The organism is Thiorhodovibrio frisius, from assembly GCF_033954835.1.
In the GTDB taxonomy this organism is placed as follows: domain Bacteria; phylum Pseudomonadota; class Gammaproteobacteria; order Chromatiales; family Chromatiaceae; genus Thiorhodovibrio; species Thiorhodovibrio frisius.
In genome coordinates this window covers 25,213-51,188 of sequence record NZ_CP121471.1, presented here as the reverse complement: position 1 = coordinate 51,188, position 25,976 = coordinate 25,213, and the positions used below count along the sequence as shown (strand labels likewise).

15 protein-coding genes are annotated in these 25,976 nt (G+C 58.0%); 3 read left to right on the top strand and 12 right to left on the bottom strand.

Annotation, left to right across the window (positions count from 1 at the left end; all coding sequences use genetic code 11):
* Nucleotides 1–106 precede the first annotated feature (106 nt).
* The 12 genes from Thiofri_RS00190 to Thiofri_RS00135 form a co-directional block, all read right to left on the bottom strand.
* A complete protein-coding gene (locus Thiofri_RS00190; protein ID WP_009149464.1) occupies nucleotides 107–1,537 on the bottom strand; it encodes a bifunctional class I SAM-dependent methyltransferase/glycosyltransferase family 2 protein in 1,431 nt (476 codons plus the stop codon).
* A gap of 86 nt (nucleotides 1,538–1,623) precedes the next feature.
* Nucleotides 1,624–2,439 carry a hypothetical protein gene (locus tag Thiofri_RS00185; RefSeq protein WP_143741900.1) on the bottom strand — a complete coding sequence of 272 codons (816 nt, stop codon included), beginning with the start codon at nucleotides 2,437–2,439 and terminating at the stop codon, nucleotides 1,624–1,626.
* 320 nt (nucleotides 2,440–2,759) lie between these two features.
* On the bottom strand, nucleotides 2,760–4,211 hold the full coding sequence (gene ltrA, locus Thiofri_RS00180; protein WP_009149462.1) for a group II intron reverse transcriptase/maturase: 1,452 nt from the start codon (nucleotides 4,209–4,211) through the stop codon (nucleotides 2,760–2,762).
* Nucleotides 4,212–4,837: 626 nt separating this feature from the next.
* Nucleotides 4,838–5,347 carry a transposase gene (locus Thiofri_RS00175; RefSeq protein WP_323706240.1) on the bottom strand — a complete coding sequence of 170 codons (510 nt, stop codon included), beginning with the start codon at nucleotides 5,345–5,347 and terminating at the stop codon, nucleotides 4,838–4,840.
* 72 nt (nucleotides 5,348–5,419) lie between these two features.
* Complete coding sequence (locus Thiofri_RS00170) at nucleotides 5,420–6,058, bottom strand: transposase (protein WP_143741899.1); 639 nt, start codon at nucleotides 6,056–6,058, stop codon at nucleotides 5,420–5,422.
* Nucleotides 6,059–6,457: 399 nt separating this feature from the next.
* The gene (locus tag Thiofri_RS00165; RefSeq protein ID WP_323705776.1) at nucleotides 6,458–9,055 is read right to left on the bottom strand and encodes a hypothetical protein; all 2,598 of its coding nucleotides are present in this window, start codon (nucleotides 9,053–9,055) and stop codon (nucleotides 6,458–6,460) included.
* Nucleotides 9,056–9,836: 781 nt separating this feature from the next.
* Nucleotides 9,837–12,305, bottom strand: a complete 2,469-nt coding sequence (locus Thiofri_RS00160) for a hypothetical protein (protein ID WP_323705775.1) — start codon at nucleotides 12,303–12,305, stop codon at nucleotides 9,837–9,839.
* Nucleotides 12,306–12,659: 354 nt separating this feature from the next.
* Nucleotides 12,660–14,618 carry an asparagine synthase (glutamine-hydrolyzing) gene (gene asnB / locus Thiofri_RS00155; RefSeq protein WP_009149459.1) on the bottom strand — a complete coding sequence of 653 codons (1,959 nt, stop codon included), beginning with the start codon at nucleotides 14,616–14,618 and terminating at the stop codon, nucleotides 12,660–12,662.
* 33 nt (nucleotides 14,619–14,651) lie between these two features.
* Nucleotides 14,652–15,479 carry a class I SAM-dependent methyltransferase gene (locus tag Thiofri_RS00150; RefSeq protein ID WP_009149458.1) on the bottom strand — a complete coding sequence of 276 codons (828 nt, stop codon included), beginning with the start codon at nucleotides 15,477–15,479 and terminating at the stop codon, nucleotides 14,652–14,654.
* Between the two features lie 29 nt (nucleotides 15,480–15,508).
* A complete protein-coding gene (locus Thiofri_RS00145) occupies nucleotides 15,509–18,889 on the bottom strand; it encodes a glycosyltransferase (protein WP_190275819.1) in 3,381 nt (1,126 codons plus the stop codon).
* 220 nt (nucleotides 18,890–19,109) lie between these two features.
* Nucleotides 19,110–20,516: an ABC transporter ATP-binding protein gene (locus tag Thiofri_RS00140; RefSeq protein WP_009149456.1), complete on the bottom strand. Its 1,407-nt coding sequence runs from the start codon at nucleotides 20,514–20,516 to the stop codon at nucleotides 19,110–19,112.
* A complete protein-coding gene (locus tag Thiofri_RS00135) occupies nucleotides 20,513–21,352 on the bottom strand; it encodes an ABC transporter permease (RefSeq protein ID WP_009149455.1) in 840 nt (279 codons plus the stop codon). Before Thiofri_RS00135 ends, Thiofri_RS00140 begins: the two co-directional genes overlap by 4 nt.
* 267 nt (nucleotides 21,353–21,619) lie before the next feature.
* Here Thiofri_RS00135 and Thiofri_RS00130 point away from each other — a divergent pair, with 267 nt between their 5' ends.
* The 3 genes from Thiofri_RS00130 (at nucleotide 21,620) to Thiofri_RS00120 (ending at nucleotide 25,575) form a co-directional block, all read left to right on the top strand.
* Nucleotides 21,620–22,261: a hypothetical protein gene (locus Thiofri_RS00130; RefSeq protein ID WP_040855968.1), complete on the top strand. Its 642-nt coding sequence runs from the start codon at nucleotides 21,620–21,622 to the stop codon at nucleotides 22,259–22,261.
* Nucleotides 22,262–22,674: 413 nt separating this feature from the next.
* A complete protein-coding gene (locus tag Thiofri_RS00125; RefSeq protein ID WP_323705774.1) occupies nucleotides 22,675–24,210 on the top strand; it encodes a transposase in 1,536 nt (511 codons plus the stop codon).
* A gap of 234 nt (nucleotides 24,211–24,444) precedes the next feature.
* On the top strand, nucleotides 24,445–25,575 hold the full coding sequence (locus Thiofri_RS00120) for a glycosyltransferase (RefSeq protein WP_009149453.1): 1,131 nt from the start codon (nucleotides 24,445–24,447) through the stop codon (nucleotides 25,573–25,575).
* Nucleotides 25,576–25,976: the final 401 nt, after the last annotated feature.

Genomic DNA, 25,976 nt, shown 5'->3' with positions numbered 1-25,976 from the left:
GGTCATCAATCGATAACCCGCGCGTAAGGGGATACGACAACCAAGAAGCTAGAATACCCATTTGTCCCGCGCATGCGCGTGCTAGAGTTGATCCACCATAGAACAACTAAACGAACTTAATCCGACGGGCGGCAAATAAGACCATGCGCGCCAACAGGAGACCATGTCGCCAACGCTGAATATTTGTACTACCATAACGACGCGCTCGATAACGAATGGGGGCCTCCATGATTTTCAAGTTAAGCTTGGCGGCCCCGAATAACAGATCGAAATCGCCAAACGGATCGAAGTCTCCAAAATAGGCGCGATTCGCGGCAAGCCGCTGATAATCCTTCGCCCAGAGCGCCTTCGTTCCACATAGAGTATCCCTGATTGGCTGGCCAAGTAACCAACTGAACGCCCAGGAAAATACCTTGTTGCCGATTAGATTGAAAAACCGCATGGCATCGTCTTGCATCGGATAAACCAGGCGAACACCGTTGGCAAACTCCCCTTGTCCAGACACAAGAATATCAAAAAAGCGCGGCAAATCCTCCGGTGGAACGGTAATGTCAGCATCCAAAATAACCAGTATATCCCCAGTCGCCGCTTCGAATCCGGTTCGCACAGCGTCCCCCTTTCCCTTTCCGGGTTGCTTCAGCAACTTGCAATTTCGCTGCGGGTTGGCAGCGATGGCGCGCTGAATTGTTCCCCAGGTGTCGTCAGTCGAGTTTCCCTCGACGAAGACGATTTCCGTGCCACGGCCCATTTCAGGAATCCGTTCGATCAATTCATCGACATGGCCTTGTTCATTGCGCGCGGCCACCACGACAGAAACTCTTGGTGAAGGACTGAATGCTGGACTGGGTCGCGCAACGAGAAAGTTGGTCAGCGCCAACCAACGAAATGGCGCAATCCGGGCGAGAAAGCGGTTGGAAAAGGTGCTAAGCAATGGAATTCGCAAGGGTACGATTATTTCCTCCCAACAGCGTAGCGGCTGGTAGCCACTTAGCTCGAGTAGATTCTCGACATCATGCCGAGTAAACCAATTTTGGGTGAGGGTGGGCGTTGCCAGCCGAAATTGTCGCGCAATTGACAACGGCGTCTGCCACAGATGACTAAAATAATTTAAAATAATACGGGTGGAAGAGCTGCAATATGGTGTAAGTTGCTCGAAAATTCTTTGTAAATCCCAGACATCATTGATGAGATCCGATAAAATGATAAAATCGAAATCGTGATCGCCAAGGTCTAGTTCATGAGCATCGGCTACAACAAACTGGATATCCGAATGTCGTCTGCGCGCTTCTTGAATCATGCGCGAAGAAAAGTCTACGCCGATGCCAATGCTGGGTTTCAGTGCGGAAATCAGATTGCCGATGCCGCAACCAACTTCCAATACGCGAGCACCTTCGGGAATGGCCAATCTGTAAACATAAGTAAGCCAGCGGTGATAGTATCCTCCCAAAGAATTAAAAGGCTGGGTAGCAATGTCATCCCAAAAAGCACTCCGCTCGGCTTGGTAACCAGAGAATTCTAATTGAAAGGTGGACGGCATAACACCATTTTCCTCTTGATTTGCTAAAAATTAAAACAACAAAAGCATATCTAAAAACAAAGGGCTTCAACGGTCTCAGAAGACTATCACGTGTCTCGTCTCTTAAAGCCGGGAACGGCGCATAGAAAAATCAAAAGCAGTCCTAAAAAACCAATGCCATATGCGAAAACCGTTACAAAAAGAATATATCTTTGCTGTCTGATCTGAATGCGACTCATCCAATCCAACGTAAAATACGGCCGATCGTCCTCCGTTGTTGCATAGGCCTCGACAATCTTGTTCATATATCTAACAAGACCAGGGGAAGGGGGTTGGTCTGTAGAATCCATCAGCTTAGTTTTGTATGCATGAGCCGCTTCATCCGACATTTGATCTCCATATGCAATCGGCCCTACGCCGATGTCAGGATCTAAAACAAACGGCTTCCCATCGATGTAGGCTAGCGTAACAACATGTCCATTCACTCCAAGAGGTTTCGCGTTGAGTCCGCCGTTGGACAAGGCCTTCGCCAGGATGAAAGCCACCTGATGACAGAATCCACACACAATGTCTGGCGAAAGAAAGCCAACTTGGTCCAATTTGCTTCCAGGCGTTAGTCCGACGATGCGTTCAATCGCCCTCGGGGCAAAATCATAATCACAATGGTATATGCTCTCAAACACCTGCTGGTTTAGCCTGGTTGAAAAGTCCCAATCGGACTCTCCTTCACGGCGCTGCAAGCGCATGTCAGCCCAGCCATCAAGTTGGGTGTCAAGAGGGTGATTGTGTCCGGGTCGTGTATCCGGCGAGCTTCGAACTTTTGGCTCAGGCAGTTCCCAGTTCAGAGCAATTGATGCGGCCAAAAATAAAAAACCGATAACTGGGCAACTTGCTCTAAGAAAAATTTCCTTTCTCTGAGTCATTATCTACCATGACGATCAGTATATTAGTAAAACAAGACTATTTGGCCTGGTAGGCATTGTCAGCGGGGCTGCGCCAATTTTTCGGACCCTTTACCGCCGAATGCGTGGCCGCGTAAACACCGGGTTTTAATTTCTTGACTGGGGACGACATAATATCCATTGGCACATGATAGCACGGTCACACCGTCGGGTAACAGGGTGACCTTACGGCCACTCCGTCCCCTAAGAAACGTGCGTGCGACTTTCACCGCACACGGCTCAAGCCTTGAAAAAGGCGCCGTGAAGCGCCCGGCGCTCAACGGGGAGATGGCTGCGACGCATCACGGAAGGAACCAAGGAGGCGCAGGCGTTGGAAGGCGACCGCGCTGACGTGCGTGACGTGCGGTGAAATAAGCCGCGTCTTGTCGGTCATACGGGTTGGCATCGCCGCGAATCTTCACATGCCTGCGGATCGGAATACTCGCCATCCGAAAGAGCGTAACCGATCCATCCGTGAACACCCAGTCGCGACCGTCCATGTGAGTATAGTAGCGGTCCTTGACCCACTTTCGGCCTTTCTGGGGATGTCGTCGTGTGGCCCAGCTCCATGTCATGCGCCAGATCGCGTGATCGATGTCGTTGAAGACCTCCTTGCTCACGACATGGCGGTAATAATTGCCCCAGCCTCGGATAACCGGGTTGAGGCGGTAGATCAGGACATCTTGGCTCAGGTGGCCATTTGTGTTCATGATGCCCCGGATATTCTCCTTCACCGCCGCGATACTGGATTTGGCCGGTTTGATGAGCAGCTTTCCGTGATACTTGCGCAGGTTGAAGCCGAGGAAATCGAACCCCTCATCGATATGCACGATATGGGTCTTCGCTTCGGACAACTCCAAGCCGCGTTCCCTGAGAAATTGCTGCACCAAGGGTTTGACCTCATCGGCCAGCAGTGTCTGTGACACGCCGGTGATGATGAAGTCATCCGCGTAGCGGACCAGATTGACCTTGTGATGGCTCTTGAAACGCGCCCTCAGCCGCGTCTCCAGCCCATCCAGGGCCATATTGGCCGCCGTCGGGGACAGAATGCCCCCTTGTGGTGTTCCGGCCGTTGTTGGATGAAACACCCCGCGTTCCATGAATCCGGCCTTGAGCCAAGCGCGCAATTTTCCTTGATGAGTCGGGACCTGTGCGAGCAGCCACGGATGTGACAGCTCATCGAAACAGGCCCGGATATCCCCTTCCAGAATCCATTCCGCGCTGCGGCGTCGACATAGTGCCAGAAAGCACCCGGCGATGGCATCCTGCGCTCCGCGCTCCTTGCGAAACCCATAGGAGCATGCATCTGCCAGGGTTTCCGAGACCGGGTCAAGCGCCAACAACTCGAGCGCCTGCTCGGCTCTGTCGGCTTGAACCGGAATCCCGAGCGGGCGGCGTTTTCCGTTTTTCTTGGGGATGTAGATCCGTCTCAGCGGCTTTGGCGCATACTCCTTCGCATTCAACTGATGGGCTTGTCGCCACTTTTGCGCGGGCGTCTTCAGCACGACACCGTCGACTCCCGCCGTTTTGCTGCCCCGATTGGAGCTAACCCGCTGCACCGCCAACAGCTTGGCGGCCAGCGAGTTGGTGAGCAGGCGCTGTAGCGAGCGCACGCGGTGCCACTTGCCTGCTCTGAGCGCCTTCACGATCCGGGCTTGTAATCGGCTGACCTGGCGACGTATTCTGGGCCAATCGATGGATGCCCAGTGTGGCGCCAGAGCTTGCGGGCCTTCAATGATGCCAACGGCGTTCATTGTCCAAAGACACCACGCAAGTTAAGCCTTTCCTGACCGTTTTCGTGAATCAAGACCAGCCGGAAGTCTGCCTGCTTTCGCAGTGAGGCAAAGCGTGAACCCCTATCCGCCCCATTACAGCGCGGCTTTCGCTTTCTCCGGCCTCCCATACCCGCTCGCTCGCAAGCCGACCCTTGCGGGTCGCTGTCCACCGCCCTTGTGGGAACGATCAGGCTTACCACGTTTCGCACGCGTACCATTCCAGAAGGGGGTAGGCTCCGCCTGTACGCCGGCAGTGCATCATCTGCGCGGGGCCAGCATTGAACGCCCCGACCTGACTGCTTACCTTTTGGTTCATGCCTGTCAGCCTCTTTGGCATGGCGTTGATAACGACGTTTCAACAGCGGTTCACCTGAGTTAGCCTTGCCCTTCAACCCAGCTCCCGACCGCCATGAGGCTGGCAGTCGCGACTTTCCCTCGCGGGTCCGTCGCCCGTCCCGAAAGACGGAGGCTACGGTGTCCCAGACGCTTCGCACCCCAGGGTTACCCCCAACGCACGGTCTGGTAGGGTACCGGTGGCAGAACACCGGATCAGAGTTCCTTGATAAGTACACGTGCAACCTCGTGTCGCACCAATGCCGTCAACTTTAGATCACCCGCTTGTACGGAATCGAATAGCCCGCCTTGCGCTTTCCGGGATTGTGACGCGGGAAACTTCGCTCCGGGCGCACTTGCTCGGTGGTCTGCGAGAGGCGCTGGATGATCCGTATGATCAGCTCTGCACCGCCGCTGGGTGAGGCGTAGAGGAGATGAAACAACTGGTCACTCAGATGGGACAATGCGCTGGTCATGCGCACCTGGTAGTCAAACCGGCGTGCCTGATACAGGCGTTTGGCCACCAGCTGCGCCACCGCGCGCAGCATCGCGGCCAGATTCATCGCCAGCACCTTCGCATGCATGTCCTGGCGCACCGCAAGCGAGGAGCGCCCCGAGAGATTCTCCATCTCCGCGCGCATCTTGGAGACCTTGTAGCCGCCTTCCTCCACGCCCCAACGGCGGTGGTAGAGGTCTTTGAACAACCGTGCCGGGAGGCGCGTTTCCTCCAGGACCGTGGTGGCCAACACTTCGGTTTCGCCGCCTTTGAGCTTGACCCGCACCAGACGCAAGGTGATCGGTTGCGGTTCGACACCCTGGTCGCGGCAGGCGCGTGCTTGCTTCGCGGAGGGCTGCTAGGTGATCAGCGCACTGGGTGCATCGCTGTGCCAAAACGGCTCGGCTTCCTTGAACTGCTTGCGCGCCAAGCGCATCACGCAGTCCACACCCAAACTCAGATGCAAGGCAAACAGCCACAATGCCGGATACCCGCGATCATAAATAACCAAGTCCCCTGGCGCGGTTGCCTTGAGATGATCGACCGCCAGTTCAAGCTCACTGACGCAGTAGGCTGCCAAGCCAAAGTCCAGAACCATGTCCAGATCCAGGTCAAAGAGCATCGAAGCGCGCGCAAGCACCGGCCCGCTGGACTGAGCGCCAAAGAACCGTTCGATATCCTCGCCATCGGGCAGGCGAAAGGTCGTCCCGTCCACCGCCCGCAAGCGGAACCCATGCCAGGTGGGGCGACCGAAACCGGAGAAAAAGCCCGCCACCGCTTGGCGGTTGAGCGCCTGAAACACCGATGCCGCCAGCCCCTTGCGCGCCTTGCTCACCGCCGCGCGGGTTGGCACACCCGAAGAGACAGTTTCGCCCTCCAGCGCGGCAAAAAACGTCTCCAGCTCCGTCTCGGTGCTGCGCGCGCGGGGTTTCATCAGGAAGGCCACCAAGCGCTCGAAGGGCAAATCGCGTTGGCGGGTGAACGCACGTTCGCTCAAGCGATGTTCAGCAACAAAATCGGCGCTGGAAAGTGAATCATTAATCCCGGTGTACACATTTGGGAATACACTTCGTATGCGCAACTTCAGCCGGCTTTAGTTCAATTTGTGTGTGGCGCTTCATGGTTGGTACTCCATCGGGTTGGAAACTGGAATGCGAACGATAATTTCAACAAAATCCGCGTGGTGGCGCTAAAGTTGACGGCATTGCGGTCACACCATCCCTTCGGGCTTCGTAATCTGCATTGATATGTCTATGTTGCGAAATGGGAAAACGGAAACGTCCCGAGAACCCGCTCTGCGCACTTGGGCGGCCTGAACAGTTTGACTTAACCATGCCGTCGATCTGGGCACTGACCGGGCGCTCTTCAGCTATCAGGGCGCACTGAGAAATCCGGGTCAGGGCAAGTCGACCGGGTCGGCGACCCCGAAAGGAGCTGATGGAGCATCAAACCGCGTCACCACCGGCGTTCCGCTTGGGTCTTCCTTCATTAGAATACTGCGCGGTCCGAACATCACGGGAACGTATATGGTGCCGGCCGATGGCATGGTAAAGCCCCTGAAGACGGCCGGATGTGTTACGGATTGTGCTTTCATGTCAACGATTAAATCCGGCGGCAAGGACGATTCGGTTTCGAGGATGCGGGCGAAAACCGATGACGGGATGTGCGGCACATGCTGAGCGTCCGGCCCCGGACTGCCCACCAGGAATCCGGTCAAACCCTTGCGCGCGAACACCGCAGAGCGGTCGTCTGCCGCGGATCGGCCCGCAGCCAAGGTTTCCGTATGCATTGACCTGACAAACAGTCCAGCTCCAAGAAACAAGCATAGGGCTACGGCGATACCCCCGGCCCATACAGGCGCGCGAAATAGGTCGGCTTTCAGGCGGCTTGGGCGAAATGGCTGTGGCACGGTTAACGCCATCGCGAGGAGCGCGGCGACAAAGACATGGGTAACCACTAGCGTGCGAAGTCCATCATCGCGAAAGATCAGCGCCGCTGAGCTTATGACGCCGAGCCCGAGGGCGATCCAGAACGTGCCCGTTACACGCCAGTCTATGCGTCGTGCATGTGCTAGCAACCCAGCACCGAGAAACAGGTAGACCAAGACAGTAGCATTGCGGGAGAACGAGACCACGGGTTGGGTCGCGTAGTAACCGGCGAAGTACTGCGGCATTGCCCTGAAAAACATGGTGACATTATCGATCAGTCCGACAATCAGGGTTGCGGGGGATTGCTGCAATGCCTCGAATGCCTGGCCAAACAGAAACGCGTTCTTGTCACGGATCGACGGCAGGGCCGCCAACTCGGCGGCGAAAGTGTCCTTGCATTCGGCCCAGCCAGTGCCCCGCGCCAGCCCGCAAAAGGTATAGGAAACGTTCCCACCCACCTGAGAATCGGGGTTTGAAAAGAGGATATTGAAGACTTCTCCGGCCGCGAGAACCGCAAGCGTGATCGCACCGCACGCCGCAAGCAACAGCGCACCCCTGCGCGAAATACCGCCGAATGCGAATGCCACCCAAATTGCTAGAAGAGGAATCGCGAACATACTGCCCATGCGCGTGACCATGGCCAGCGTGAACAGAGCGAAGCCCAGCAGCGCCAAAACAGCTGACCGCCGTGCGTGGCTTTCCACCAGCACGGCCAGAGCCAGCAGCGCCCAAATCAACCCGAGCGGCTCGGTCATGGTGGTGTTTAGGTGAACAGCTGCAATGCCGAAGGCGAGCGCGAAGAAAGCCAGCGCGGCCCATAGACCGTAGCGTTGCAGAAGGGCCCGCAGAGCAAACAAAAGACAGGCAGCAATCAGCATGATCTGCACATAGATGCCCCCGACATAGGACAAGCCCCCGGCCGTCGTGATCGCGGTTCTGAATGCGCCGGCGAGCGGGCGCCGGCTGACCAAGTGGTTCCACTCGCCACGAAACAGAAGGTCGAACGCACTGGAGTAGTGACCATAGGCATCTGTGTAGGGCACCAGCCCGCCAAGTGTTCTGTTATGCGTCTCAAACGTCGTAAAGTAACCAGCCCAGCCGCCGGAACTAGCCGTCATGAGCAAGAGTGCCGGGACCACGACAAGACCAGCCCTCAGCCAGAACTGGCTGAGGGCGGCTGTATGTTCTTCAAACTTGGCGGCAGACATCCCGGTCAGATGGAGCATCCAGGTCAGAACCGCCCCTGAAATCGCCAAGACCAGCACCACGTGCGGCATCCTGGGAATTGCCATCGGCACATAGGAACCGCCCGGCATAACCCTGACGAGCCAAGCGGTTGGCAAAGGCTCGCCCATTGCCATCGCAACCGGAATGGATGCCAGATAGACCAAAGCGCAACCAAGCACCACCCATGACGCGGCACGAAGGCCGAGACCGAATCGGTTGCCCAGGCCCCGGACCCAAACCGGCTGATGCCCGGCGCGACGAGAAAGAAATACAAGCATCGCCACCGAAAGCAGCAAGGCAGCCATCAGCAGAGCGACGGATCCCGCAAACGGCTGAACCGAATAGATCACCCGCACGGTGGCGGGAATGTGAGGCGACGGGTCGGGATCAGAGAAATAGACCACATCACCCCAATGGCTGTAGGCGCCAGGCGCCGCACCCGCGCGAAGGTCCGCATGCAGCGTGTGCGGGCGCGTATAGGCGACCCCGTCCACCCATAGCTGAAGATCGGATCGGAAGTTGCCCGCCCCGGTGGAATCACCGCCTGTCGTGAGCAGCCCTGACAAATTGGAAGCACCATCCAGATGTAGCGCGATCATCTGGCTATTCGGCCCCTCGGTCTGCATGGGCCCGCTAAATTCCTCCTGTGCCGACCAGATGCCCATCTGCAGCAAGAGAGCAGCCGCGAGAAGCCCCGCAATCAACCCCATCGCCCGCGTTGTCCAAACCACCTGCCTGCGCGGATCCACACATTCGCGCCAAAGCCAATTTCGCAGACGGGTAGCCGGCCTCAGCCGTTGTTTGGCACTATTCAAAGCTGTTCCGTCCCAGTCGAGCATATCATTCCGGTAATCCCTCGGCTCTGCCGGTGGTCACAGTCGCAGTTCTGCATTCACTGGAGTCAATCTCGGAGACTCCGCAGCGTCAGCTACCTAGCACCCGATTGTCGAGGATCCAGATGGGCGAGTTCGAGAACCTACGTGTCCCGATACCTTGTGATCATTCTCTTTTGGTTTGTATCCCCTCTCGGGTTCGCTACAACGGTACTAACGATGACCCCAGCAGCGCCTGGCCCTGTTCTTCTCCGGCGTGCCTCACCGGCGTCCTCCACAAGGAGATGACGGTCCTCTCAAGTTCCCAAGCTACCCTTGTGTCTACATGCCCTGCTCGGCGATCCCGGTGGTGTCTTCGCCGCTCACCTTAACGCGCCAAAGACTACAGCCTTCCGGTGCCTTGAAACCGTCGGCTTTCCCGTGCTTGCGCGCAGTTATCCTCATAAACCACAAAAACTATTTTTTTGGGAACCTATCACGCGTCCTGCACACTCGCTACACCTGGCTTCATACATACCCTTGCGGAAATATGCACGCAGGTTCGCCACAGAGCGCGGTGGTTAGCCGCATCTCGTGGGAATTACTTCGCCCCTCACCCACTGGGTAACATAATCGAATTTCACGGCTTCCGATTCTAAGGATCTGGATTTAACTTGACACAACAAGGCTTGATACCGAGCTCGCGGCTCACAATTACCCGGACGGGACTCAAACCCGCTAGAACACGCGGCCTTGCCAGGCCGCACTGGCCCCGAAAATAACCGTCAACGCGAACTGGGAAATTTGGTCAGGGCAAGCAGGCAGGATCATCAGCCCACGAAAGCGCTAATCCGAAGTCAAACCGCGTCTCCGCACTCGTTCTGCTTGGGTCGCTTTCCAGAAGAATACTGCGCGGTCCGAACATCACGGGAACGTATATGGTGCCGGCCGATGGCATGGTAAAGCCCCTGAAGACGGCCGGATGTGTTACGGATTGTGCTTTCATGTCAACGATTAAATCCGGCGGCAAGGACGATTCGGTTTCGAGGATGCGGGCGAAAACCGATGACGGGATGTGCGGCACATGCTGAGCGTCCGGCCCCGGACTGCCCACCAGGAATCCGGTCAAACCCTTGCGCGCGAACACCGCAGAGCGGTCGTCTGCCGCGGATCGGCCCGCAGCCAAGGTTTCCGTATGCATTGACCTGACAAACAGTCCCGCTCCAAGAAACAAGCATAGGGCTACGGCGATACCCCCGGCCCATACAGGCGCGCGAAATAGGTCGGCTTTCAGGCGGCTTGGGCGAAATGGCTGTGGCACGGTTAACGCCATCGCGAGGAGCGCGGCGACAAAGACATGGGTAACCACTAGCGTGCGAAGTCCATCATCGCGAAAGATCAGCGCCGCTGAGCTTATGACGCCGAGCCCGAGGGCGATCCAGAACGTGCCCGTTACACGCCAGTCTATGCGTCGTGCATGTGCTAGCAACCCAGCACCGAGAAACAGGTAGACCAAGACAGTAGCATTGCGGGAGAACGAGACCACGGGTTGGGTCGCGTAGTAACCGGCGAAGTACTGCGGCATTGCCCTGAAAAACATGGTGACATTATCGATCAGTCCGACAATCAGGGTTGCGGGGGATTGCTGCAATGCCTCGAATGCCTGGCCAAACAGAAACGCGTTCTTGTCACGGATCGACGGCAGGGCCGCCAACTCGGCGGCGAAAGTGTCCTTGCATTCGGCCCAGCCAGTGCCCCGCGCCAGCCCGCAAAAGGTATAGGAAACGTTCCCACCCACCTGAGAATCGGGGTTTGAAAAGAGGATATTGAAGACTTCTCCGGCCGCGAGAACCGCAAGCGTGATCGCACCGCACGCCGCAAGCAACAGCGCACCCCTGCGCGAAATACCGCCGAATGCGAATGCCACCCAAATTGCTAGAAGAGGAATCGCGAACATACTGCCCATGCGCGTGACCATGGCCAGCGTGAACAGAGCGAAGCCCAGCAGCGCCAAAACAGCTGACCGCCGTGCGTGGCTTTCCACCAGCACGGCCAGAGCCAGCAGCGCCCAAATCAACCCGAGCGGCTCGGTCATGGTGGTGTTTAGGTGAACAGCTGCAATGCCGAAGGCGAGCGCGAAGAAAGCCAGCGCGGCCCATAGACCGTAGCGTTGCAGAAGGGCCCGCAGAGCAAACAAAAGACAGGCAGCAATCAGCATGATCTGCACATAGATGCCCCCGACATAGGACAAGCCCCCGGCCGTCGTGATCGCGGTTCTGAATGCGCCGGCGAGCGGGCGCCGGCTGACCAAGTGGTTCCACTCGCCACGAAACAGAAGGTCGAACGCACTGGAGTAGTGACAATACGCATCCAAGTACGGCAGCAACCCGCCAAGGGTCGTGTTATGCGTCTCAAACGTCGTAAAGTAACCAGCCCAGCCGCCGGAACTAGCCGTCATGAGCAAGAGTGCCGGGACCACGACAAGACCAGCCCTCAGCCAGAACTGGCTGAGGGCGGCTGTATGTTCTTCAAACTTGGCGGCAGACATCCCGGTCAGATGGAGCATCCAGGTCAGAACCGCCCCTGAAATCGCCAAGACCAGCACCACGTGCGGCATCCTGGGAATTGCCATCGGCACATAGGAACCGCCCGGCATAACCCTGACGAGCCAAGCGGTTGGCAAAGGCTCGCCCATTGCCATCGCAACCGGAATGGATGCCAGATAGACCAAAGCGCAACCAAGCACCACCCATGACGCGGCACGAAGGCCGAGACCGAATCGGTTGCCCAGGCCCCGGACCCAAACCGGCTGATGCCCGGCGCGACGAGAAAGAAATACAAGCATCGCCACCGAAAGCAGCAAGGCAGCCATCAGCAGAGCGACGGATCCCGCAAACGGCTGAACCGAATAGATCACCCGCACGGTGGCGGGAATGTGAGGCGACGGGTCGGGATCAGAGAAATAGACCACATCACCCCAATGGCTGTAGGCGCCAGGCGCCGCACCCGCGCGAAGGTCCGCATGCAGCGTGTGCGGGCGCGTATAGGCGACCCCGTCCACCCATAGCTGAAGATCGGATCGGAAGTTGCCCGCCCCGGTGGAATCACCGCCTGTCGTGAGCAGCCCTGACAAATTGGAAGCACCATCCAGATGTAGCGCGATCATCTGGCTATTCGGCCCCTCGGTCTGCATGGGCCCGCTAAATTCCTCCTGTGCCGACCAGATGCCCATCTGCAGCAAGAGAGCAGCCGCGAGAAGCCCCGCAATCAACCCCATCGCCCGCGTTGTCCAAACCACCTGCCTGCGCGGATCCACACATTCGCGCCAAAGCCAATTTCGCAGACGGGTAGCCGGCCTCCGACGCCTGATGACGCTATTCATACTCGTTCCGCTTACTACTCGTTCGGCGCAATAAAAAAAGCTGTAGAAGTTGAGACAGAGAAAGAAGTGGTTCCCTGGTCTGAGAGCAGTGACGATGCCGAGCCAGAAAGCCATTTCATAGAGAAGCGAGCCCGGAAGCCTTGCCCGCATAATCAACGCTACCGAATGCGGTCGACGATTGGCTTACAACCCGCTAGACGATCACTCGACATCTCCGACCATGCACCGTAACCATTATTGCGGAGTCCTTCAGATCGCACCGTACGGAATCCCCTCCATCCATCGTCGCTTCCAGGCCTGAAACATCAGTACGCACCAAAGCCGGTATTGCCAGTTGATCTGGCCGGAGAGGTGCTGAGCCCAAGTCTCGCGAATGGGCGTTGGATCGAGGATGCCATCGACGGCCATGTGCTTCTCATCGAGCAGGTCCTCGGCCCAATCGCGCAAGGGTCCGCGCAGCCACTGGTCAATCGGCATCATGAATCCGGTCTTCGGGCGGTCCAGAAGCGCCTTCGGTACGTGTTCATATAGCACCTGACGCAGCAGCCACTTTGTCTCCCCGCTGCGCTCCAGTAGCTCGGCCGGTAGGCCAAGCGTGAACTCGACGACGCGGTGATCTAAAAGGGGTACGCGTGTCTCAAGCGCCACACCCATGCTTGAGCGGTCGACCTTCACCAGAATGTCGTCTGGCAGATAGGTGAGTGTATCGAGCATCTGGAAGCGACGGATCGGGTCAGGCAGTTCGTCGGCAAGCGCGCCGGCCCAGATAGAATCTTCTTCATAGAGGGTGTCGCGCACCAACCGCTCGGGGTCCGGCCACTGGCCGACGATGTTCTGGAACACCCGCTCCTCGGCGCCCGCCGCCATCAGACGGCCGAGCCTCTTGGCGCGGCCTGCGAGCGGGGAGATGCCATGGCGCCGAGGCAAGATCGGCTGCAGGCATTGCCATACTGCATTGGGGGTATTCTGGAGCATGGCTGCGGCGACCGCCCGCAGTGCCTTCGGTATCCTGCGGGTATTGGCCAGTGTCTCGTTGGCGATGCGATAGCGGGGATAGCCAGCGAGCAATTCGTCACCGCCGTCACCGGACAGAGCTACCGTAACGTCTTGACGCGCCAGCTTGCTCAGCAAATAGGTCGGCACCTGCGAGGCGTCGGCGAACGGCTCGTCGAAATAGTCAGGCATGAGCGGGATCGCGTTGAGTGCGTCCTCAGGGCGGACGACAAGCTCCTGGTGCTCCGTACCGAGATGCCGGGCGACCGCGGCAGCATGCTTCGATTCATCATACTCGGCCTCATCGAAACCAATTGAAAAGGTCTTGATCGGCCGCGACGCGTTCTTTTGCATCAGGGCCGCAATGGTCGAGCTGTCGATGCCTCCCGACAGGAAAGCGCCCAGCGGTACATCAGAGACCATCCTGACCTTAACCGCTTCCTCGAGCAGGGCCTCAAAGCGAGCCTTGACTTCAACATCGGAGAGCCGATTTGGCGAGCGCTGTGCGCGGGCAGCGATGTGCCGAATGTTCCAGTATTGTGATCGGTGGACCACATCGCCCGCGACGATATCGATGCGCTCGGCGGGTCTCAGGCTCTCGACACCCCGATAAATCGAGCGCGGAGCGGGCACATAGCCCCAGCGCATGAAGGCGGCGACGCTCTTGCGGTCGATCTCGGGCGACCAGGAGGGATGCGCGAAAAACGACTTGGGCTGCGAGCCGAAGAACACCGTGCCGCGAACTTTCCCGAAGTAGAGCGGCTTCTTGCCAAGTCGGTCGCGAATCAGGGTCAGGCGTCGGCTCTCGCGACGGTAGAAAGCGATGGCGAACATGCCGACGAGTCGCGGCATTGTCTCTTCGACACCCCAGCGGTCAAAAGCCTCGAGCAAGACCTCCGTATCCGAATGACCGCGAAACCTGTGCCCCACCCCCTCCAACTCTTTGGCGATCTCCGCTGCGTTATAGATCTCCCCATTGTACGCGATGACAGAACGGCCCGAAGCCGAAATCATCGGCTGCTGACCCGTAGAAGATAAGTCGATAATCGCAAGCCGACGAAACGACAATACGAGACCGGCCTCAGGCTCCTGGTGCACACCCCAGTCATCTGGTCCGCGATGCTCGATTGCCATGCCCATGGCGCGCGCGATGCGCGCACGCTCATCCGCGGCCAGGCGTTGCTTGACGTCAATGAAGCCGGCTAGGCCGCACACAGAAAAACCTTTGGGTTTCTAAGCATTGCTCCGTTAAACCGGCGCATGCGATACCTCCACTGGATTTACGACAGCAGTAGCCTGAGCTTTTGGCGAGCCGCTTGCCTTGAGCTCGAACAAATGCGTGGCGCTGCCGAGAACACGCGCCAACCGGGCCCGCCGCTCAAGCGACCAGCGCATGCCGAACGTCATATGGCCAGTATAAAATAGTCCTAACGGTTCGTCCTCAATGATGTCAAAACCGTTGGCGCGGAAGTTTCGGCGCCACCAACTCGGATGGAACAGCCACGTCTCGGAGATGATATTGCCCCTCTCACCATGTCGGCGCTGCCCGAAAGGCGCGAGCAAGTACAGTCCAGCCCGATACCAGGCACCCAACAAGCGCCGGATTTCCGCAACATTACGCGACAAGCGCGGCACAAGTTGGCCGCGGATTGTGGCTGCATACATAAAGGCCGTCGGGAATGCCGAGACGGTTGTCCAGAAGCGCCACGCGTGAGTTGGTAGAATGTGAACAGCATAACCGGTTGGCTTTAGCACACGCCGGATCTCTGCGTGCATTCCGGCTAGATCTGGAACATGCTCAAGCACGTTTGACGAAAAGACGATGTCGAAGCTCGCGTCAGCGAACGGGATATGGCGTCCGTCGTAGTCGGTAATGTTGAACAGACGATCCTCGGCGTAGTTCGAATCTGAAAGCTCGATTGCTTCAACCGAGAAGCCGTGCCGCTCCAGCTCGAGTGCCTGCTGGCCTGTGCCGGCGCCCAATTCCAACACACGCGCTCCGACGGGCCGCAAATAGGGCAGGGTCTTTTCGATCTCAGCCAGCCTGAGCGCGTTGAGATGCTCGACGCAAAACACTTTAGTTCGCTCCGCGGTTCGGGTCGCCACTAGAGGCGATATAGGTTTAACGTTTCATCCAGCATCCGCTCCAGACCGAAACGCGACCGAACGAAGACTGGGCCAGCCTCGCGTACGCGATTGCGCCACTGCTCTTGGCCTAGGATCATAATTACATGGTCGGCCAGCAATTGCGGATCGGGCGTCGCTGCCACGAGGCCGGTCGTATTTTCATCAATCGTCTCCGCCGTCCCGCCCGCATCCGTTGCAACCACAGGCAAACCCAGCAAGCTTGCTTCAAGTACAACGTTAGGGGTCCCTTCAAGCTCGGAGGTAAGCAGAAAAACATCCATGATGGACAGGCCAAGGGCCGCATTATCGATGGTACCAGGAAGGTGGAGCCGGTCCGCAAACCGGTGACGCGCAGCCAGTGTAATCATCTCCTCCTTCATTGGCCCCGTACCAAACACAATAAAATGACATTTAGCGTGCGCAGCCGCAATACGAGCCGCGGTCTCAACCCATAGCAGCGGTTGCTTCTCGGCATAAAAGCGAAAAATCGATCCGACGATTGGGGTGTCGCCAGCAAGGCCAAGACTGTATCGCAACCCTTGGATTTCTGCCTCATTCGGCGCAATAATCTCGTCGGGATTAATTCCATTTCGCACGATGCGGTAGCGCTCCCTAGGAAGTTCAAGCCACTTGGCGTAGTCGCGAGCACCGGCTTCACTATTGTTCAACATGACGATGTCGATGCAGCTTGCGATCTCGCGGTAGGCATTAGCCATGTAGTGACGGTGGTACGCGAAACGGTTGGCTGCCATGTTGCGGCTCGAGATGATTACACGAGGTACGCCGACCATGCGAGCGGCGTAACCAGCCGATATCGACAGAGCGTCTTGCCAGGCGTGGACGACCAATGGCTTCAGCGCGAGGAAGTCCCCCGCAAATCGAATGATCTCTTCCTGGACGTCAATGGGCAACCACGCGGTGGCATCTGCGACTCGGCGTTCGAGGCCCGCATCGATCAGTGCCAACTCCTTGCGTGCTGTCGCAAGATCAACGATGTTGCGAACCTCGACGGGATGGTCGGCTAGGGCACCCTTGTAGAAATCATGGTCGGCGCTGTCGCCCAACCGGCGACAAAGAAGATGTGGCGGCTGTGGGAGCCGCGCGACGAGAGCGCGCAGGGTATTTACAATCTGACGCTCAGCGCCGCCCCAGGCCAGTGCGTTATTGCATAGCACGACCGGCCCGCCGGAGAAAGCCGATTCTGGCAATGCCTTCGGAAAATCCGCCAATGGGATCGGCCGTTTTTCAAACGTATTGCCTTCTGCTCGAGCGACGAATTCCTCGATGCGACCTGCTACTTTCGACAATCTTGACCTGATAGAGGGACTCAACACGGCTCGGCCGACTCTTAGCCCGACCTTCAGGCCCATGCGAGCAACGCGACTCGCGATACGACGGATTGTCAAAGCCGGTGCGTTAGGGAGCCGGATCATGGCCATGTAATGCCGCCCGCTATGCCGCGGATCGAAGCCATCCGAGGTGGAAAAAAGCAAACGTCGCCGCCAATGCGAAAAGCGCCCCTTGCCGAGGCGGGCGATCTCCTCGTGCGGCGCGTGAGCGGGCCCCAGAGGAACACCGTCCTCGAACAGCTCTAGTGTCGAGCGATTCGGGCGGCCCTTGTGATCCCCCGACGGGAACGTGTGCGGTAGCTCAACACTCCACAGCAGACCGTCTTCGCCGACCATCGTGGCAGACGACAGCTTGCAGACCTGCACTGCCGCGCTGCCTGCTACGAGGCGCTCGTGGAGGCGCATCGAAAGAGGGCCAGATTCTTTCGGTTCACTGTCTTGGTCAGCTATTCTGCGCTCAGCGGCAGATAGACTTCGTGGTGGCAACTTCTTGTCGCCCGACCGCACGGCGATGGCGACGAGATCCGCGCCGCTGCCGTGCCGTCCGTTCTGATTGGCGCCAAGGGTTTTCGCAAGGTCCTGGGTACCCTCAAGGGCGGCCAGACCAAAATCCACCTCGTGGATGACCTGGGGCACGAAGCCGTGATCTCGCAAGAGTTGGCCAAGTGTCTCGCTAGACAGGCTTCTAACATGCTGCCATCGATGGAACAAGACATTGCCGAAGGGGGAGTAGATTTGGGAACGCGAAAGATCCTCAGCGTTCGGGGTCGACAGAACGATCCTTCCGCCGGGCTTTAATGCGGATTTGAGAAGCTCGAAAAAGTCTTCGAGATCCTCTTCAAGTACGTGCTCGACCACCTCGCATGCCAGCACCACATCAAAGGTGCCCCTAGATGCGTCATCTAGCCCGCTGAGGCGACCAAGAAAGCCTGAAAGGCCGGCAAGATTCTTCTCGATGACCTCCGCGCGACTTTGCGCCGGCTCAAGGGCGGCAACCGGATAGCCGCATTTGGCCAACAACTCGGCCATGTGGCCTTCACCGGCGCCGACGTCCAAGTGCCGACCGCAGGGCACGAGCCAGGGCTCGACGCCACTGAGGAATTTTGAACCTGACACTTTGCCGAAACTCAAATCATCGAGTGGCGTGCCGACGATACGCGACCAGAAGTCGTCGATGTTGGACCGCGTCCACTGCCACCGCTTTGGCACCGGGCTTCTGGAAGCATCAGCCCGCCTGCGCCGAGCGGCAAGCCACCCATTCGGGCCGTAGAAATCGATGTTCGCCCGCTCATTTTCAGCGAGCGCAAGAGGCCGCGATATGGAGATCAGTGTTGTCCCTGCCCCAATAACCGCATGCGGTCGCTCAACCAAGTCTGGCTCTTTTTCTAACACCTCAGTCAGAACGGTTTCATTGAGCTCCGCTTCAAGCTCAGCCACCGTTTCGAGGCCCGAGCTGGCGAGAAAATCCGCGAGCCCGTACCGGTCAAAGGCACGCAATCTCTGGGCTGTATGGAACATGGTGCCGGTCTGTGGGCAGACGGCTAGGTTTTCCTCTAGGCGCTCGCCGTTAGGAATCGCGATCACCACCGCACCACCGGAAATCTTCAGCGCGGCGAGAAACGTATCCAGCTCGTCTTCGAGCAAGGACTCGAGCATGCCTGCTGAGAGCACAATTTCGAATTCACCCGCCGCGGGAATCGTATCCACCGCACCGAGCCAATGCTCTTGCGCCTCAAGCTCACGAGCCGGGGGCGTCAGCCAGGGCCCAATATCGGCGCGTGCCACCTGAAATCCCGCTCCCAAAAGCGCCTCGGCCATTATCGGATCGCGATCACCGATGAGAAACACGCGTCGAGGCGGAGCAAACCGAAGGGCTAAAAGATCAGCTATGAGCGGCGCCATGTGGCGGGAGGATCGCGCTGCTTCCAAGTCCAGATCGTAGCATGCCCGCCAAAAGGCCTCGACCGAATCAGTTGTCCACTGAGCCTTAAGAGAAAATTTATCAATCACCCTTGGATCCATCATGTAGGTTTGATGCGGCGGCCACAACTCGCGACCTGAACCAAAAAAACAACCCGCCCGGATCGGGCGAGTTATTCCTGGTCGCACGGCATTGACTACCGAATGAAACGAGATGCGGCTTCAATAGCTCCGAGAGGCCAACAGGCGGGACAAAAACAGCTAAGACGGTGGAGAGGATCACGAAACATCATAAGACGCAACTGCCGCACTAACTCACCATGTGTGGGGCGAGGTTAACGAGGGACGTGGTGTAAAGGTCCAAGGCCCCTTCAACCGCAATTTCCAAGGCGTCTAGGCGAACGTCGTGTTTGTGCCCGTCCGTTTGAGCAATGGCCGATGTGACAAAGAAGCGCCCTGGCCCCAAGCACGCCGAAAACCCCACGACGAAGTCATGCTCTTCACCCGACTTCATATCGACGGGTGCGAGGCCAGCGGTTTGAGTATCCCAGCCGAACAGGTCTAACCCGCGCTTGTCTCGGAGCAACCAGCCGAACACCAGTTGCGGGACATCGCGCATTGCCCTGACCCGACAGACGAGACGATAGTCCATCAGGCTGATCAGTCGGGCCACCGGCCTGCCATCGGAAGTTGTGATGCCCATCGAGACGATGCGTGCCATCCCATCGCCGTATCTGTGTTCTTTCGAGGCTGCGGTCAGAGGGGGAGCAAACGCACTTGTTGTCTGCTGGGGTATTAATGAGGCGTCCGCGGGTGCTGCGTCCGCCATCATCACCGAGTCGGCAGATAGAGTGGACATTGCCCGCTCTGCGACGTCTCTTTTAATGCCTACCTCAGACACGGTACCGGAATCCGTCGCTGATACTGATGATCGGGTCGTCTCATCGGCCATCGATGCCACTGCCGGCGCGAACAGCATCTCGTGATAGATGTTGCACACTTCCTTTGGCGCGCCATCCGCCACAATGCGACCTTTCTCAAGCAGAATGGCGTGGTCGCAGATCGACGCGATTTGATTCATGTCGTGGCTGACGAGCAGAATAGCCTTTCCACGCCGCTTAAACTCGCGCACGCGGTCGAACGATTTCACCTGGAAGCGCGCATCGCCCACCGCCAACGCCTCGTCGATGATAAGGATGTCGGGGTCGACGGAGGTGGCGACCGCAAAGGTGAGGCGGGCCTGCATGCCGCTGGAGAAGGTTCGGAAAGGCATGTCGATGAACTCGGCCAACTCAGAGAAAGCCACGATCTCGTTGAAGCGATCCTTGATCTCGTGACGCTTCAGCCCGAGGCACATGCCGCCAAGATAGATGTTGTCGCGGCCGGTATATTCGGGCGAAAAGCCCGTGCCGAGCTCAAGGATGGCCGAAATCCGGCCATTTACCTCCATGGAGCCGCCGGTGGCATCAAGCGTACCCGCCACGATCCGGAGCAATGTGCTTTTGCCCGCACCATTGCGCCCCATGATACCAGTCACCGAGCCCCGCCGCACCTCGAACGAGATGGCTTTCAGCGCCTGGAGGTCGGTATGGCGGCGCCCCAGCGAGAGCGCCTCAAGCAACATGTCGGCCGGGCGCTGCCACACCCGGAAGGCCTTCGACAGTCCCGACACGCGGATCGCGATTGGCTGCTCCGTGTCTCTGCCGGATGTCCTCATAGCGCGTTGCCAAAGCTCGGCTTCAACATGCGGAAAAACCGCCAACCGGTCGCAAAAAGAAGCACTGAAACGATACTAGAAACTACCCACGACCAAGGATGCGCGACTGTCTCCTCAATGAGCGAATCCCGGAAGCACCATATCAGATGGCTGAACGGGCTTGCCAGGAACAGCGGGCTCAGCCAGCTTGGCATTGACGCCGGGGGATAAAGGATCGGGTGGAGGAAAAGGCCGACGGTGACGAAAAAAGCGAGAATCTCTCTTACGTCCTTAAGGAAAACGCCGATGGCCGCGAGCAGGAAGCTGATGCCGGAGATGGTCGTAACATAAAGCACGATTGCCGTCGGTAGCAGCCATAACGCCTGAAGGTGCAGCCGGCCGGCCAAGAACGAGACCGCCACCGCGACAACGATACCCACGAATAACTGCGGCAGGCTTGCGAGTGCCGTCCTGAGGGGTAAGACCTCAGACGGAAACACGATCTGCTTGACGAGACTCGCGCTTCCCGACACGGCCGTCGGCGAACGCGACAGTACGTCGCCCATGGCGAGCCAGGGCACAAGGCCAGCCAACGCATAGGCCGTATAGCCGAAACCGGCGTCCTCGATGTCGAGGCGTTGCTTGAAAATGAAGGTAAACGCGAAAATGTAGACAACCATCGTGAGCAGCGGGGCAAAAACAGCCCAGAGGACACCCAGGACCTGACCGGCGTAACGATCACGCACCTCCCTCGCGGCCATGTGAAGCACCAGCGCTCTATCACGGCGAATGGACACCACGGCTTCCCTCAGGGCCAAGCCCGTAGCGACCGGGTTAAACACACGTAAAAGCATCATTCAACCGACTCGTCGATGATCATATTGTATTTTTTGCACGGGCTGTCATCCCTGGGGTAGTGACATGCAAACCAACTGACACCCGCAGTCGACAAACACCGCTCGCCCTTAGATACCGGCGAAGGCCCGGCGCTACCCCAACCGAGGCAACGACGAGCCGCAGCCGTTGGTCGTGCCAGTGCTGGCGGCACCGAAGCGCCTGAAACGGGTGAGGAAGAACGGCATATTCGTGTTAAATGCACCTTATAATGCGGGCAGCGGCGGCCAATGGCGGATACTGCCAACCAATCTTGCACGCACGTCTCCGACGCAGTCGCCTTCATTGCAGCCGGAGTAGGCGGTGGGATCGCAGATAACAAAGTGGCCGGGCTTGAAAGCCCCGCCGACAGTCTCAAAGTTATTGATCGCGGTTGGAATCCGAGCGCTTTTGGCGTCCTCGACCAGAGAGGGAACGGTAACGATGAAAATTCGGCAGGCGCGCGGAGCTTCGGGGTCGCTACTCCACTAGCTCTGGTGCGCGACACCGAGCAGGCGCTGGGTTTGCGCCTCGGTGGTGGATTGGTCGAACTGTGCCCTACAGCGACTGAGTGCGCGCACGACTTAATTGGTGCGCCGGACGCTGACGCCGCGCCAGTCGCCAATCTGGCGCCTGGTGATTTTCGAGTCGGGCTGGCACCGTTGCAGCACTTGGAAGCCGTGGTCTTCACTCATTGCTTTTGGGCACGCCGTCCGACCTGGAATCCGGCCCTGATGGAGCGGAGCGAGCTCTTGCGGATCATCGCTCTTGTTCAGGGCTTGAACTGGCTGCAAGCATACGCGATGAGCATCGGCTTGGCAAGGCGGGAGATCGAGCCCAATGCCTTTGCTGGCATGCTAAATGCGCGGTCTCGGCGTCAGTACGCGGGCTAGCCGGCCCCTTGGATGGAGCATGTATGCAAGCAGTCAGCGCACTAACCCTACCGAGCCCAACTGGGGTGTCAAAATAATGGGCTGGTGGAGTACAACCAAACGCCGGGACCGAACAGTTGCATGGCCTAAGTGCCCTCTGATCACGCCTCGTGGCGGATGCAGCGCCCTCTCGTCCCGCAACACCAGATTGCACGGGACGACCTGTCCTTCTTCCTTTGGTACTTTACACCTGACGAGTCCCAAAAGAGGTTTTTGATTGATCGACACATTTGGCGTTCTTCTTTACTCTTCCAGAGATTTTCCTGGTGCAATAATGAGTCCCCTCCGAAAAGCCCCCGGACCGCTCGACCGAGAGCGGAGGACTGGTAAAATAGGGCCATCCGTCCACCGTCTCACCCGAGCCCCTCCAGACGATGTTCCGAGCCAGCCCTGCCAGCAGCCAGATTGATCTGTTCAGCAACGTCGAGCAGTTTTTGCGCGCTCTCGACCAGAAGAAGCTCAACGATCCCAACGCCTGGCAGAACGTCTTCCTCGACCAAGTCACCAACCGCATTCCCGAGGAGCGTTTCGCCGAGCTGTTCGATGACACCACCGGTCGCCCGAACGCCCCGCTGCGCCTGCTGGTCGGGATGCTCGTCCTCAAAGAGGGCTTCGGCTGGAGTGACGAGGAATTGTTCGAGGCGGTGCACTTCAATCTGCTGGTGCGTCGCGCCTTGGGACTGATGAACCTCACCGACGAGGTTCCGGTTGAGTCGACTTACTACCTGTTCAAGCAGCGGCTGTATGCCCACCAAGTCGAGACAGGCGAGAACCTGCTCAAAGACGTCTTTCAGGAGCTCACGCGCGAGCAAGCCAAGCGCCTCGGCGTGGTGGGTGATCGCCTGCGCATGGATAGCACCCTTCTGGGCAGCAACCTGGCCGCCTGCACCCGCTTACAGCTCATCATCGCCTGCCTGCAGGTCTTCTGGAACAGCCTCGCGCCCGAGCAGCAAGCGCGCCTAAGCGACGCCGACCGCGCCCTGCTGGAACGCCTGTGCGCCAAACGCCCGAGTCAGCACATCTACCGTCTGGAAGAAACCGCCAAGCACGCCTGGCTCGAGGAGCTTGGCGAATTACTCCTGCGTCTGCATCAGACTTACGATGCCCAGAGCAGCCCCCGCTATCCGCTCATCGAGCGGCTACTGCTTGAGCAATACCAGGTCGATGATTCAAACGAGGCGACCCGCGTGACGCTCAAACCCGCCCAAGAGATCAGTGCCGACTCGCTCCAATCCCCGCATGACGAAGACGCCGCCTACCGCAAGAAGCGCGATGAGAGCGCGCGCGGCTACAGCGTCAACCTCACCGAAACCTGCCAGGACGACGGGCTTAACCTCATCGTCGACGTCCAAGTCGAGCCCGCCACCGCCGCCGACAACAGCTACCTCCAAGAGGCGGTCACCAACAGCGAACAGGTGCTCGAGACCCCGGCAGAAGCGATCTCCGCCGACGGCGCCTACTACAGCGAAGCCAATGAGACCTACGCCAACGAGCAGGACAAAGACATCCATTACACCGGCTTCCCCGGCAAGCCCGGGCGCTACGACGTCGAGCGCACCGAGGAGGGCGTCGTGGTCATCGACCGTCACAGCGGCGAGCGCCAACTCGCCGAAGAGTACAAGCCCGGTCGCTATCGGTTTCGTGCCGACGGCCAATGGCGTTACATCACCGACAAAACCATTGATGCGGCCGCCACGCGACGGCGCACGGAGCATCTCCCGCGCGAGCTCTTCAATCGCCGCTGTAACGTCGAGGCGAGCATCTTCCAACTCGTCTACCACACCCGAAACAAGAAGCTGAAGTATCGCGGTCGCCGCGCCGTTCAGCTCTGGGCGGTGTGCCGAGTGGCGTGGCTCAACGTGAAGCGGATTGTCCTGTATCAGGCCAAAGAGGCCGAAATGGCTGCCTGAACGCTAGCCCAGGGCTGCCCGGCAATTGCCAACAGCTTCGATCACGGCAGGCTTACACGAATAGCGGCATAACCCAGTCAATTTTCGTCAATTATCTGTGTAAATCCCGCCGCTCGCGCGACTGTTTACTATCCCTGGCGCTCAGCCCGCAGCCAGCAGCGGCTCCACGGCGGAGTGCCTTTTCGGAGGGGACTCAATAATGGCCCAGTCAATAAACAGGGTTTCCTACAAGGAATGAATCAGCTTCACTGTATTACAGGGCTCAGCACCGGCGGCGCCGAAATGGCGCTGTATCGACTTTTGCAGGGTGGATTAGCTCACCACCAAACCGCAGCTGTAGTCTCCTTGACCGATGATGGCACCTTTGGGCCGCGGATTAGAGCACTTGGGTTTAATGTGTACGCACTCAGAAGCCGACCTGATTTAAGCTTTCCGATAGCAATCGCCAAATTCGCGCGCATTGGGCGTTTATTCTCACCAGACTTAATTCAGGGCTGGATGTACCACGGCAATCTTGCCGCCTGTTTTGCCGCCATGATCGCACGACGCCCACCGGTGGTTGTCTGGAATGTGCGCCAAAGCCTTTATGACTTGGCCGCGGAGAAGCCAACGACCCGGTACGTTATCCAGGCGAACCGTTGGCTGTCGTCCAGACCCAAGGCCGTGCTTTATAACAGCACCCTGTCTCGAGGCCAGCATGAGAGACTCGGTTTCGCTTCAGCGCGCGGTATGGTCATTCCTAACGGTTTCGATCTTGCCGCATTTGCGCCCGATGCCCGGCGACGCCGGGCAACCCGAGGGGCAGCCGGCGCATCAGATGCCGACATTGTCATTGGTCATGTGGCGCGTCTACACCCGATGAAGGACCATGCTTGCTTTTTGCGCAGTGCGGTTCAGCTACTTAACCAGAGACATGATCTTCTTTATGTTATGATTGGACGAAATGTATTTCCTGATCATCCCGCACTATCGGGAATCATCCCACCGCCGTTGTTGCGCTATTTTGTTTTTCTCGGTGAGCGAGCCGATGTTGCTGACTGGATGCAGGGCATGGATATGTTTTGCCAGAGCAGCAGCTCGGAGGCGTTTCCGAATGTACTCGCAGAAGCCATGGCATCAGGTCTTCCTTGCGTCGCAACCGATGTCGGGGATAGCGCTGATATCATCGGGAAAGCTGGCATTCTTGTACGGCCCAAGGACAGCCACGCACTCGCATTGGGGATTCAAGCAATGCTTCAGAAATCTGCGATGGAACGACAAGCCATGGGCCGCGCCGCCCGGCTCCGAATAGCAACACATTTTGGATTGAATGCTGTTGTGGAGCGGTATCGCGGACTTTATCAAGATTTGGTTTCCAGTCGTTGATAACCATCCACCCAAATAACCGAATTGCTCAAATGTCAAGTCCCGGGTGATAGGAGAAATCTGGACCTGGGAGGTCTGAATTTTCTATAATTCCTAACCCGGCAAAGCCGGAACCAAAAGTTGGATTTTTGAAATGCTCGCGCAACCAACTGAGCAATCTGCGAAATTTGATACCTCGCCCGATTTCTTCGACATCTTGTACAAGATTTCCGGGGTAAGGGACTAGCTTGTTTCCCCGCTCGCATTGTTGCCCCCCTAAACAACCCAAACTCGCCACTTTCCTGGGTTTTTGGTGTGATGGCGCTTGGGCTGGCTCCCAAAACGGGACGAGACGGAAGCGGAACATGCTTCCACCCTTCTTGTCAGTCCCCGGACTAACGTGAAACAAGTACTTTCAACTG